This window comes from Bacillus cereus group sp. BfR-BA-01492 (assembly GCF_022662815.1).
GTDB lineage: Bacteria > Bacillota > Bacilli > Bacillales > Bacillaceae_G > Bacillus_A > Bacillus_A cereus_BD.
On the sequence record NZ_JAKUEH010000006.1, the window covers coordinates 197,366 to 210,950 of the forward strand.

The window sequence follows — 13,585 nt, forward strand, 5'->3', positions numbered from 1 at the left end:
GACGATATATATCGCGGTACCACCCTAGTTGTGAAAAAACTCTTCACCACTTTATTTAATAACGGTATTCACTACCGTCTTTCATTTCCTCACAATGTGAGATTTATGAAAGATGCTCCAGGACGAACTTCATGAATAATCTATATACTGATTCACACCAACCATCAGCTCTCTGAAATAGGAAGATTTTCACTACTATAACCTTTCATTGCCCAAATATGATGTTTCCGAATTGATTAATATCATTTTTATCATATATTCAAAATAGTGTCAACTAATTTTTTCTGAATTTTTATGTATAATCTATCTACTTTTTGTTGCGAAAATTCAAAATATGAATTTTCTATGAATCATATTCCAACAGTGAGATTTATACTTTATTAAATACTGTGACGGGTTTATAGTAATATAGATGGTTGCATGAGAGCAAAAGTGGGAGGAAAATGTTTTGTCTACTTCAAAAGTGTTAAAAGGAACTGCTTTATTAAGCGGGGCCACAATGATTTCACGTATTTTAGGATTTATCTATTTCTTCCCCTTTCAATTATTAGTTGGTACACAAGGGGTTGCTTTATATGGATATGCATATTCTTGGTACGGTATCTTACTTAGTTTTTCAACAGCCGGCATTCCAATTGCCGTATCAAAATTTGTCGCAAAATATAATGCACTAGGTGATTATAGTACAAGTAAAAAACTCTATAACTCCAGTGTAAAATTGATGCTATTGATGGGATTTGCTGGTTTTTTCATTTTATTTATCGGTGCGCCTTACATATCACAATTTATCATCCGTTCAAAAGCGCCCGATCCAAAGTTTATTGCTGACGTAACACTTACAATGCGGGCGCTCAGCTTTGCGCTTATTATTGTACCAGCAATGAGTGTTACACGCGGTTATTTTCAAGGCTTCCAGCATATGAAACCAAGCGCCGTATCACAAGTTGTAGAACAAATTGCACGTGTTGTTTTCATTTTAGCTGGTAGTTTCGTTGTTACAAAGTTACTAGGTGGCTCTGTCGCTTCTTCTGTAGCAGTCGCTACATTCGGCGCTGCGGTCGGAGCGATTGCTAGCGTTTCGATTTTAATCATGTATTGGAAAAAATACAATCACCTAAAACCACCTAAAGGTGAGCTTAAATCAAGGGCATCTACTCTTCCATTAAAAAATATCTATATGGAATTACTTCGTTATGCAATTCCCATTGTATTTGTCGGCATCGCTATTCCGCTTTATACATTAGTCGATCAATACACAGTTGCTGACGCTTTAAGAGCCCTTGGCGAACCATTAAAAACAGCAAATGCTGTTTTCGCTTATATAACGAACTATGCTCAAAAATTAATTATGATTCCAGCTTCCCTTGCAACTGGATTTTCATTAACAATTATTCCAGCTATAACAAAATCATTTACAAGTGGAAAACGAGAAGAATTACAAGAACAAATTACAAAGATATTCCAAGTATTATTATTTTTCACCATTCCAGCGGCATTCGGCCTAGCTAGTATTGCTTATGATGCATTCCGCATGGTTTACGTGAGCCACGATATCGCAGTAGGTGGTTCACAATACTTAATTTCCTATGCACCATCAGCTGTATTAAGCGCGATTTTTACCGTTTCAGCAGCTATTTTACAAGGAATTGATTATCAACGAAAAACAATGATTGCTTTCTCAGTGGGCATTCTTGTAAAACTGATTATCAACACTCCTCTTCTATATGTATTAGGTGGCCATGGCGCTGTACTTGGAACCATTCTCGGGTATCTCGTTTCAGATGCCATTATGTTATACTGTATCGTTAAATTTGCAAAGTTTGATATAAAAGAGACTGTAAAAACAGTATGTCTTATTCTTATTTATTCTAGTGCAATGTCCGCTATTGTCATAGCATTAAAAGCGATGATCGGATGGTTCATACCTGGACAACCTTACATTGAATCATTACTTATCGTAATCATATGCGGCGTAGCCGGCGGATTCGTCTATCTTTTATTTGTATTAACAAGCGGACTTGCTTCGCGCATTCTCGGTAATCGTATTCAACGATTACCGCTACTAGGAAAATTTATAAAATAAAAATAAGAGATGTAACTGTATAAATTGTTACATCTCTTATTTTTCTACTTTGCGTGCTCTCACAATATGTTATTCAAACAATCCCATACTTAAATACCGTTCACCTGTATCAGGTGCAATACACAATACCTTCTTACCCACACCTAATCGCTTCGCAATCATAATTGCAGCATACACGGAAGCCCCTGAAGATGGCCCTACTAATAATCCTTCTTGTTTTGCTAAATTTCTCATCGTACTTAGCGCTTCTTCATCTGCAATTTGAATAATTTCGTTATATATTTCTGTATTTAAGTTTTTTGGAATAAATCCCGGACTTGTTCCAACTAGTTTATGAGGACCTGGTACACCACCAGATAAAACAGGCGATCCTTTCGGTTCAACTACTGCAATATATAAATTAGGTAGTTTCTCTTTCAACGTTTCCCCAGTCCCTGTCATTGTTCCACCTGTTCCAGCAGTCGCTACAAAAGCATCTAACTTCCCATCCATTTGTTCATAAATTTCAAGTGCTGTTGTATAGCGATGAATATTTGGGTTTGCTGGATTTTCAAATTGCTGTGGGATAAAGCTATTCGGTATTTGTTTTTGTAGTTCTATCGCTTTTGCAATTGCACCTGGCATTCTTTGTTCTGCCGGTGTCAAAACAACTTCTGCACCATATGCTTTTAACAGATTAATTCGTTCTTTTGACATATTATCCGGCATAATTAAAATCGCTTTATATCCTTTCGCGGCTGCATTCATCGCTAAACCAATTCCCGTATTCCCACTTGTCGGTTCAATAATTGTATCTCCTGGCTGAATAAGACCTTGCTCCTCTGCAACATGAATTAAATGATAAGCCGCACGATCTTTCACACTGCGAGATGGGTTAAACATTTCTAACTTTACATATACATCCGCCGCATCTTTCGGAACAAACTTAGATAATCGCACGACAGGCGTATCCCCTATTAATTCTGTAACATTTTTGCATAGTTTCATAGCGCATCCCCTATTCTATACGGATTTTTTATCACTCGGCAGTAACCAGGAAGTAAGTCCAATTAATGGTAAACAACTACATAATACCATAATAAACTGTAGACTATATATATCAGCTAATTTCCCAAGAATGACAGCACCTAGCGCTCCAAGACCAAACGCAAGACCGACAATTAGTCCTGATACCATCCCTACTTTCCCTGGCACAAGTTCTTGTGCATATACAACAATCACACTAAAGCTACTGGAACTAATGAAACCGATACATAAAAATAACGGCACAACCCATAAAAGAGAAACGTGCGGTAATAAAAGTGCAAGCGGCGCAGAACCGAGCATGGAGAATACAATAATATTTTTCTTACCAAATCGATCTGCGAGCGGTCCTCCCAAAAATGTTCCCAGTACGCCAGCAATCATAAAAGCAAATACAAAATATTGCGCATTCTTTATCGATAAACCATAATGCTCAATCAAATAAAATTGATAAAAGTTTCCAATACCAGCTCCATACCACGAACGAACAAAAGTTAAAAAGATAAGGAGAACGATAACAAATTTAATATGCGTACTTACAATTGCATTTTCAGCCTCAAGTGCAGCTCGTTTCTTTCTTTTTACAGCGCCGCTTACCAATTCATTTTTATACCACTTTGACACATACATTAATAATAGAATCCCTACTGCTGCAAAAGCCGTAAACCCAAGCGAACCTTTTTGACCAAGAGGAACGAAAATTAATGCTGTAAAAATGGGGGCAAGTGAATTCCCAGTATTCCCCCCTACTTGATAAATCGCTTGTGCTAATCCACGCTTCGTACCAGATGCCATATACGCAACGCGGGCTCCTTCTGGATGAAAGACTGCTGAACCTAATCCGATAAATAAAACAGAAATAATAACAATAATAAAATTTGGTGCAAATGCAAGTCCAATCATCCCAAGCATGCTTGCGAACATACCGAGCGGTAGCAAAAATGGTGATGGTTTCTTATCTGAATACATCCCAAACACCGGTTGCATAACAGATGACGTCATATTTAGTGCAAACGCAATCCATCCGACTTGCATATAAGATAAATTCATTGTTTTTTCTAAAATTGGAAACAATGCCGGCACAACAGCTTGCATAGAATCATTTAAAAAATGGCCGAAACTAATTGCAAATAAAATGCGATATATCGTTGGCGTCGTCACTGCATTTTCTTTTGAAATTGCCTGCATATTTGAATTTCACCCTCCTTACAAAATATATTTTCATGCGGGTATCATCACTTCTGACTTTTGAAACATTTCTATTCTATACTGGTTTTATCTCTTTTTCCAACAATACAACTTTCCAAAAAACATATTTTTCACATGAACTTTATTGGATTTAATTATAGAAATTTTCTTTATCTTCTTTTATACTCAATCAAAAATAAAGGGGAGGATGAAAGCGATGAAAAAAAACATAGCTACAAAACAAGTATTAAACATTGTAGAAACCGGGGGATTTGGCATATATAACTTTCCCTCTATCCTTTTACTTATAAAAAGTACATCACTTCAGAATCGTGATGTACTTTTATGTTTGAATATATGTTTCACTTATTCAGCCGCATCCAACTCTCGTTTTTCTTGTAATAGTTTTTGAAATTCCCTTTCTAACTCCTCGGACGGTTCAATACTTAACCGGCTTAGCACTTCTGATAATTTCGTTTCCAATAAAAGACGTGTGTCCTTTTTATGATCTTGAGCTTGTTGTACTTGAGCTAGTTTATATTGTTGATAAGTTCCTTCAAACAGTTCAATCTTTTGATTATGAATTGTTAAAATTCGTGTAGCGATATTTTCAATAAAGCGGCGATCATGTGAAACAAAGATGACACTTCCCTCATATTCTTTTAGAAGGGATTCCAATGCTTCAACAGCGGTCATATCAAGAAAGTTCGTCGGTTCATCTAAAATTAAAGTATTTATATCACTTAAAAACAGCTTTGTTAATGCCACTTTCACTCGTTCACCACCACTTAATACCCTTACAAACTTATAGACGTCATCTCTAAAGAAATGCATTCTTGCAAGAACTGTTCGAATCAGTGTTTCATTCTGTTTGGAAGAAGACTGGACATTTTCGATAATTGATTTTTCCGGATCTAATATGTTTAAATTTTGACTAAAATAGCCAACTTTTACAGCAGGAGAAAATCTAACCCCATACTCTTGATTCATAATTTGTTTTACAAGTGTTGTTTTTCCGCTCCCATTCGCCCCGATAATTGCTAATTTATCACCACCTCGAATATGAAAGCTTGCTTTTTTCCATAGCACGCGTTTCCCAACTTTACCTATTCCATCATTCACGCGCAAAATAATCCCATTTTTAAACGTTTCCGCATTCGGTAAGTTCATCTTAAGCAGCGGAAGCTCTTTTACTTTTTCTACCTTTTCAAGTTTTTCTAACCTTGTTTTCATAGCGGCTACTGTTTTTTGTAACTTCTTTTGTTTTTTTGCAAAGTATGGCTTTGTAATTTTCGGTTCTAATTTCCCTTCCTTCTTTGGAGCCTTTGTTGCCCTTTCCGCCTTTTTCTCTTTTAGCTTTACTGCTTCTTCCAATTGCTTTTTCTTTTTTTCGTATTTTTCATAGGCTAGTTGTTCTTGTTGACGCTCTATTTCTTTTTGTTTTACATAATCGCTATAGTTACCTGTATACTCTTTTATTTTCCCTTCATCCAATTCCCATATCTTTGTGCAAAGAGCATCTAAAAACGCGCGGTCATGTGAAATGATAATAAATGCCCCTTGCCAATTTCCAAGTTTCTTCTCCAACCATTCGATATGCTCTGTATCAAGGTTTGTCGTTGGTTCATCAGCAAGTAAAAGCTCCGGATCTTTCAAAACGGCTTTCTGAATATATTCTTGCGTCACTTCACCACCGCTCTTTGTTGTATCTGTTCGCTTCATCTGAGGTAAAAGTTCGCACCTCACACGCTGAACAACACTCCCTTCTTCCGGGACAATTTCTTTAGCTAATATTTGAAATAACGTTGTTTTTCCGCTTCCATTTCTACCAACTAACCCAATTCGAGCGTTTTGATGAATTTGCAATTGATCTATATCAAGTAACAAGCGATCTTGTATATAGTACTTTATACGATTAGCTTCTAATAAAAACATAGTAACATCTCCTCTTATCTCATTTAGGAGACAAAAAATGCCCCCTATATCCATTCAGAATAGGAGGCATAAATCATATATAGGTGTACACAAAAAGAGAAAACCATATTCTCTTTGGTCCAACTATAGAAGTCCATCCTATTCTGAAAAACACAAATTGAAGGCATCACAAATAACAGCGTAATGGTCTGTTAAAAATAGCCTTCAATTGTTTGCTTTCGTAAATAGGATTAGTACTTCATGTAATTGGGTCACCCTTCCGTTCTTTCCGTTTTATTCATATTACTTTTAGTATAAGTGAATATTTGAAATACATTCAATATATTTTATCCCGCATTAACGGGCAGTAACAGTCCGATTGGTTCAACTAATAATCAGTGGGGGATGAAGAACCCCCCCACTGATTAAAGTTTCACTTTATTTCAAATGACAAAACGCTTATATTTCTCAAAATCACTTATTTTGCATTCCAGCGAAAGTTTCGTACCTTCATTTTCATAACTCGTACATATAACATGTGCATACTCATTGAAATAAGAAACAATTTGCCCTTGATCATACGGGATTAACATTTCACACTTTGTATATTCTGTATAAATGTGTGAACGAATCATTTCGACTAATTCTTCCAGGCCAATTTGTTTCTTCGCAGATAAATAAACACGATCTTCCTTCGTTTTTGGAATTTCCACATCCATCATATCTGATTTATTATATGCATAAATTGTCGGAATGTTTTCAACTCCAATTTGTTTTAATGTTTGATTCGTAATTTCAATTAATTGCTCATAATTTGGATTCGAATAATCGACAACATGAATGAGTAAGTCTGCTTCCGCCACTTCTTCTAACGTTGAACGAAATGCCTTTACAAGATGGTGTGGTAACTTACTTACAAATCCAACTGTATCTGTTAATAAAAATGATTTATTATCCGGAAGCTCAATATTTCGGACAGATGTTTCTAACGTCGCAAATAACATATCCTTTTCAAATACTTGCTTCTCTACAGTTCCATTAAAGATTTCAAGCATCGCATTCATCATCGTAGATTTCCCTGCGTTTGTATATCCTACTAACGCTACAACCGGAATTTCCTTTTTCTTTCGTTGTTTTCGCTGTGTTTTGCGCTGTGCAACAAGTGCTTCTAATTCTTTATTTAACGCTGAAATTTGCTCTTCAATTTTTCGACGATCTAATTCCAACTTTTTCTCACCGACACCTTTATTTTTCGTACCAACACCGCCGCTTTGTCTTCCGAGTGATTCACGAAGGCCGATTAAACGGGGCATCATATATTGAAGATGAGCTACTTCTACTTGTAACTGTGCTTCTTTCGTTTTCGCACGCTGGGCAAAAATATCTAAAATTAAAATCGTACGATCGATCACTTTACAGTCTAAATCTTCTTCTAAATTTCGAATTTGCGAAGGGGATAGCTCATCATTGAAAATAACAATATTCGCATCCACTTCCTTCACATAGGCTGCTACTTCTTCAATCTTTCCTGTTCCAATATAATGAGAAGGATTTACACGTTGTAAATTTTGTGTAACTTGCCCGACAACTTCCACATCACATGCTTCTGCGAGATTTGCTAATTCCTCCATTGAATATTGAAAATCGCTTTCATTCCCTAAATTTACACCAACTAATATTGCTCTTTGTACAAATTCTTCCATACATGTTCCTCCATTTCGATTACGCAAACTAAAAAACACAGGCCACTGCCTGCGTTTTCATAAACGGACAAGGATACACGACAAATAGAAGAACATCGTGCTTCTTCTAAATTCCATGCGCCAAAATCCCCAAACGATATACGTATCCAATATGCATACATATATCCAATCATTCTATTTATAAAGGTAAAACAAAAAGAGGGCGTATTCGCCCCTCCCTCTTTTTCACATATGCGTTTTATAAAGGGTTCCTTTAAAATAGGCAGACCAATCCCGTTCACTCCGTACACAAACAGAGCCTTTGAGCGCTATTCAATTATCGGCACAAAGTATTGAGACGTAATCTGATAAAAATCAAAGGAGACCCCTCCGTTCATTTAAAGTTACATAAATTTTAGCATAATTCTATCGTTCCCACAAGAATAATCTCTATATAGGTATAAAAAACATTTTCATGTTTTACGCACATCTTTTATCCCGCATTAACGGGCAGTAAGACTCCCACCTCAAGATGCAGAGAGAAACAAGGAAGATAGGTGGGAGTAGGGCTGCCCGTAACAGCCCGATTGGTGAGGGCTCATAATCAGTGGGGGATGAAGAAAACCCCCACTGATTAAAGTTTCACTTTATCATGACAAAATTTTTCCGTCCTATTTCACACTTGTATCCTGCACAATTTCCAATTCCTCTTGCTTTTCCGCTTTTATTTCATAGTAATAAGAAGGTAGTTCTATACCATGTTCTAAAAAATAATCCTCAATTAATGAAATCATTACTTTCAATGTTTTCACACGTGCATATAATTTATTATTACTAGCGATAATATGCCACTTTGCATTCGGTTGATCTGTTTTTTCAAACATTTCTTCCGTTGCTTCCACATACTCATCCCACTTTTCACGATTACGCCAATCTTCATCTGTAATTTTCCATCTTTTAAGAGGATTATTCTCTCTCTCCTTAAATCGCTTCAACTGTTCGTCTTTACTAATATGATAAAAGAATTTTCCAATGATATAATGATCATCCGTTAATAATTTCTCAAAGCCATTGATTTCATCATATGCTCTTGCCCACTCTTCCTGTGTGGCAACCCCTTCTACACGCTCAACTAAAACACGACCGTACCAAGAACGATCAAAATCCATACTGAGGAATTTTCCGCCAAAATCGTTGCAAATAATGATATCGTTTTTCATGAGGAGCAGGTGCTGCAATAGGCTTTACTTGAAATCCACGCGGATCAAGATGTTCAGTCACTCGCTTAATTGCTCCGCCCTTACCTGCTGCATCCCAGCCTTCCATAACCATAATAACAGCTACTTTTTCTTCTTTTAAAATCTGTTGTAATGCCAATAAACGCCTTTGATATTTTTCAAGTTTCTTATTGTACTTCGATTTTGAATCAATTTTTTTCGTTAAATCTACATTAGCAAGCCACTCTTTTTTCATACAATGTTTCCCCCTCTTTTATACGACAGTATTATTTTACCATAATTTTCATTCTTTTTATTCTTATACAAAAATAACATTCATTATATTTTTATATAAAATACAATGAATGTTATAATTTTAATTATTATCGATTATCCTCAATATTACTTCCAATTCCTTTCTAATCATGACATTGCTCACACAAAATTTCTTTTGCCGTTTTGATTAATATTTGATCCAATACTTCAACTAACATTCTTGAGTGACTTAAGCCTTGAAAGATTCAAAGATTTCTTTTTCTTATCCTAACTTTCGTTCTCCACTTCAATCTAATCCCTTTAACGCCCTCACAGAGACTAGACAAGTTTCTTCATTTACCATTTTTACCTCTCTCTTTTTTTTATCAACTAACTGAATATTATTCTTATTTATTACATAAGACTTGTGACATCTGTAAAAACAATCACTTATTTTTTCAACTTCTTTCATTGAGCCATAAAACTCTAATTGAGAATTTTCTAAATGTAGAATTATTTTGTGTGGAACAGCAGAAGATTCAAAAAACATAATATCCGAGTAATAAATAGATCGAACTTTATCACCAATTTTCACCTTAAAAATTTCTTTTTTAGGATTTTTATCACTCAAATATCTTTTATGAGCTATTTTTACGCAATCCTGGACTTTTCTCTGTATCTCTTCTGGCCTATCTTTAATAATATAATCCATAGCTTCGATTTTATAAGTGAATGTTAAAAAAGATAGCTCACCGTGCGTTGTTACAAAGACAATCTTGCCAAGATCATCTAAATCTCTAATTTCAGCAGCTAATTCCAGTCCTGAAATTTCAGCTTGTAAATCAACATCTAAAAAGTACAAACCAGTTGTTTTAGAATGACTCTTTAAGTACTCAAGTATCTCAAATGGATTTTGAGTCGAAAGTACTAATTCCATATCTAAATCTTCTATTATAATATAATTTTTGATATACGTTTCAATTCTTTCTCGTTGTGCTATATCATCTTCACATATAAACACTGATAACATATTTTTATCCCTCCAAGGTAATAACTAACTTTTGTACAAAATTCCTATTCTTAATAATTGTCTCTGAAACTACATTTGGACACTGTTGAATCAACTCTGATAAATTACTTAACCCAAGTCCTCTATTTTCCCCTTTGGTTGAAAAACCTTGTTCTTTAAGCTTGTGAACTCTCGGAACATCTTCTCTACAAGTATTTTGTATAATCACCATTAATGAACTTTTGTCCTTTATCATACCAACCCATAAATTTCCGTAGCCTAAATATTTAAGTTCATCAATTGCATTATCCATTAATATACCTATTGCTCTAACTAGAATTACTGAATCTACCGGTATATGGTCAATATCCTCATTTGCTTCGAATGTTGCATCAATATTTAATTCTTGAGCCTTAATTAGTTTTGCTGAAAGAACACTTTTTATTTCTTTCACTTTAATCCTTCTTAAATTTTCCAATTTAAAATTATTACTATTTATATGTTCTGAAGCCGTTCTTATCTTTTCTATATAATAAGTTTTAAGTCCATCGTAATCATCTTCATCAATGAAACTGTCTAAAGAAGATAAAATATTTTGATAATCATGCCTAAATTTTCGCATCTCTGTATATTGCTTTTCTATTTCATTCGTATAATGTTGCATATTTTCATATTCCATTACTTTTTGTTGCGCATCATATGTTTTCTTCAACGATTCAGAGTATACGTAAAAAATAGTCAGCGATATCAATAAATACAAAATAAAGAATACAAAGTTTAATTTAATTAGTTCTATACTATTACCTAAATGATTACCTAAATATATACAAGTATAATAAGCAAATACAGTCAGTACTCCCATTATTCCAACAAAAATCCCTACCTTTGAATCATTCGGATTTTTCTGTTTAAAGTATTTTTTAATATATAGCACTAATTTACATATTAGTATCGCAATCACATATGTCATAGCTATATGTATAAGAATTGTATACTGACTAATATCAAAATTAATAATGGTGTAAAAACTTTCTATTGTCGTAGCTAAATGATCACTTAAAATAAAAATTATTATTGCATATGAAGCAACTATAGCAGTTTCAACTATATTTCTTTTAAAATAGTATTGAATTAAAAATACGGAAATGACCATTAAAATTGACGCATATATATTTAAAACTAGATAAGATATTCCAACTAACAAACCACAAGTAATAGTAAGAAATAATTCTTTCATAGACATACAATATATTTCTGTAATTATCTTCGAATTCATAATCACACAAGTATATTGTAAAAACACAACTAGCATTGTTACCATAGCTATTCCCCTTAAATTGTAGAATAACCATATTATAACATTTAAATTTCTTTAACTCTATAAAAATTCTTTTGGTAATTCTGGTTCATACCCAATCCCTATACAACATTGATTAATATTTAAACCTCCAAATTTTAAACATATTCTAAATAACATTCTTTTCATTCTAAATATTCCTCCCGCCATTTCACTACATTTTTTTAATCTATTAACTCTTTTGGTAATTCTGGTTCATATCCAATCCCTATACAACACTGATTAATATTTAAACCTCCAAATTTTAAACATAATTTAATTAGATAGTCCCTTAACATACTACCCCTCCATTTTATATAATTATACGTAATCTCCAGTCAATAATTTATATGTTGTTGGCAATAACATGACACATGCCGTAAAGCTTCCTATCGCAATTAAATTAGCAATTAATAAAGATGATGATAATACTACAACAACTAGTATGAACAAATTCATCTTCAATGCTTTCATTTTCAAATTTCTGATTTTATCCATGTTTGTAATCGGATTCTTTTTTGTACCTGTAGGACCATATTTATACAGAATTAAAAAATTTAAAATTACTAAGGTGATTAATGTTAATTTTGTTACTTGCCCCCCCTCTACTATTAAGTATGGAATTCCAACTAATTGAAAACAACTTAATAGTGTGCATTGAAAGCTAGTCTTAGCATGAGCACCATATGCATATGTTCTAATTATCATAAAAGAAATATGAAAAATAATAACAGGAACTAAAATTTTCAAACATAATGCTATGAGATAGATCAGTGAGATTTTAGAAACATTAAGAAAGAAAACTTCGATCGCTAACTTGCATTTTAGATATTCAACTCTACTAATATCTTCATTTTTTATTAACATATGCAGAACTCTATGTGATACTTTTTCAGTTATTGAGATCGTTTTATGTAATTCATTTTCCATTTGTAATCACCTCTTGATCCCTATAATACATTAAGAATTGAATTTTCTGTAAATCAAATCATAAAATTGATTTTTTTCATCAGAATCGTTTTAATACTTTCTATTCTGATTCATAATCGTTGTTTTTTTTATCAAAATCGTTTTGTATTCATTTTATATACATACAAATAAAAAACTAAGAATAAAAATAGCATATTATGCCCTTTTATTCTTAGTTTTTGCTTCTCTTATCTAGTTCTCCCATAACCAAATTCTCCCTCTATTACTAAACTAGTTTTTAGAGAATCACCTATAATCTGATCTTCTAGCGATTGAATTCTATTAACTTTAATATTATTCTGTTTAAATTTCAACTGTAAACTTCGCGATATTTTCTTAATTAATGCTAGATAATCATTGTTCATATTATCTATGAACATAATATATTGTTTATCTTCATTTAAGTCATTAAATATTAAATTCTTAAAGACCTTTACTTCCTTTTTATTATAAACTTTTACAAAAAGGTTATTATTATAGATAAACACCAAATTTAAATTGACATCATTCATTGCTAAAGTTTTATTTTCATATTCATGTTCATTCAGTTCATTAAATGCTTCCAAAACAGAGCTTGTCTGTCTATTTGCTTTTTGTATCATATCTAATATTTCAAATCTAATTATTGTAAGAGGTTCACCTAACAATAATGTTTTTTCTATCAACTACAGAGACCTCCTTTGCTCTAAAAACAATACAACTCGTAAGTTTATTTAGTGAATGACACAAATTCCAACAATTTGATAGTAAATTTATAAACAAAAACATTTAACAATAACTAACTTAAATTACATATTTTGGATTTGAGTCAATATTTTGGACACAAAAAAGTTAAATCTAAGCTACCTTTTTAGCTAGATCTTCTATTGCTTGAGGAGTTTTATAACCAATGCTACTATGAATTCGTTT

Annotated in this window: 11 protein-coding genes, 1 pseudogene and 1 other annotated feature (1 of these 13 only partly in view); of the genes and pseudogenes, 1 reads left to right on the forward strand and 11 read right to left on the reverse strand. The window is 33.3% G+C overall.

What is annotated here, in order from left to right:
- Nucleotides 1–218 (reverse strand) — a binding site (T-box leader); it reaches 6 nt to the left of the window's first position.
- Nucleotides 219–448: 230 nt separating this feature from the next.
- Complete coding sequence (locus MR063_RS10490; protein ID WP_242197356.1) at nucleotides 449–2,083, forward strand: putative polysaccharide biosynthesis protein; 1,635 nt, start codon at nucleotides 449–451, stop codon at nucleotides 2,081–2,083.
- A gap of 69 nt (nucleotides 2,084–2,152) precedes the next feature.
- On the opposite strand, the gene cysK is transcribed toward MR063_RS10490, so the two are convergent.
- From cysK to MR063_RS10535, 11 genes and pseudogenes are all read right to left on the reverse strand, one after another.
- Nucleotides 2,153–3,070 (reverse strand): cysteine synthase A, encoded by a 918-nt coding sequence (cysK, locus tag MR063_RS10495; protein WP_242197359.1) that lies wholly within the window; start codon nucleotides 3,068–3,070, stop codon nucleotides 2,153–2,155.
- A gap of 15 nt (nucleotides 3,071–3,085) precedes the next feature.
- Nucleotides 3,086–4,294, reverse strand: a complete 1,209-nt coding sequence (locus MR063_RS10500; RefSeq protein WP_242197362.1) for an MFS transporter — start codon at nucleotides 4,292–4,294, stop codon at nucleotides 3,086–3,088.
- Nucleotides 4,295–4,660: 366 nt separating this feature from the next.
- Nucleotides 4,661–6,229, reverse strand: coding sequence for a Vga family ABC-F type ribosomal protection protein (locus MR063_RS10505; RefSeq protein WP_242197365.1), 1,569 nt, complete (start codon nucleotides 6,227–6,229; stop codon nucleotides 4,661–4,663).
- Between the two features lie 422 nt (nucleotides 6,230–6,651).
- Nucleotides 6,652–7,911 carry a GTPase HflX gene (gene hflX, locus MR063_RS10510; protein WP_242197368.1) on the reverse strand — a complete coding sequence of 420 codons (1,260 nt, stop codon included), beginning with the start codon at nucleotides 7,909–7,911 and terminating at the stop codon, nucleotides 6,652–6,654.
- A 650-nt stretch (nucleotides 7,912–8,561) separates the two neighbouring features.
- A pseudogene (locus tag MR063_RS10515) lies at nucleotides 8,562–9,363 on the reverse strand (polyphosphate kinase 2 family protein).
- Between the two features lie 306 nt (nucleotides 9,364–9,669).
- Nucleotides 9,670–10,392, reverse strand: a complete 723-nt coding sequence (locus tag MR063_RS10520) for a LytR/AlgR family response regulator transcription factor (protein WP_242197371.1) — start codon at nucleotides 10,390–10,392, stop codon at nucleotides 9,670–9,672.
- 4 nt (nucleotides 10,393–10,396) lie between these two features.
- The gene (locus MR063_RS10525; protein WP_242197374.1) at nucleotides 10,397–11,608 is read right to left on the reverse strand and encodes a sensor histidine kinase; all 1,212 of its coding nucleotides are present in this window, start codon (nucleotides 11,606–11,608) and stop codon (nucleotides 10,397–10,399) included.
- 141 nt (nucleotides 11,609–11,749) lie between these two features.
- Entirely contained in the window at nucleotides 11,750–11,878 is a 129-nt protein-coding gene (locus MR063_RS22130) for a cyclic lactone autoinducer peptide (RefSeq protein ID WP_087098419.1), read from the reverse strand.
- Between the two features lie 14 nt (nucleotides 11,879–11,892).
- Nucleotides 11,893–12,006 (reverse strand): cyclic lactone autoinducer peptide, encoded by a 114-nt coding sequence (locus tag MR063_RS22135; protein WP_087098417.1) that lies wholly within the window; start codon nucleotides 12,004–12,006, stop codon nucleotides 11,893–11,895.
- A 22-nt stretch (nucleotides 12,007–12,028) separates the two neighbouring features.
- A complete protein-coding gene (locus MR063_RS10530) occupies nucleotides 12,029–12,637 on the reverse strand; it encodes an accessory gene regulator B family protein (protein WP_277927834.1) in 609 nt (202 codons plus the stop codon).
- A gap of 227 nt (nucleotides 12,638–12,864) precedes the next feature.
- Nucleotides 12,865–13,341: a hypothetical protein gene (locus tag MR063_RS10535; RefSeq protein ID WP_242197377.1), complete on the reverse strand. Its 477-nt coding sequence runs from the start codon at nucleotides 13,339–13,341 to the stop codon at nucleotides 12,865–12,867.
- Nucleotides 13,342–13,585: the final 244 nt, after the last annotated feature.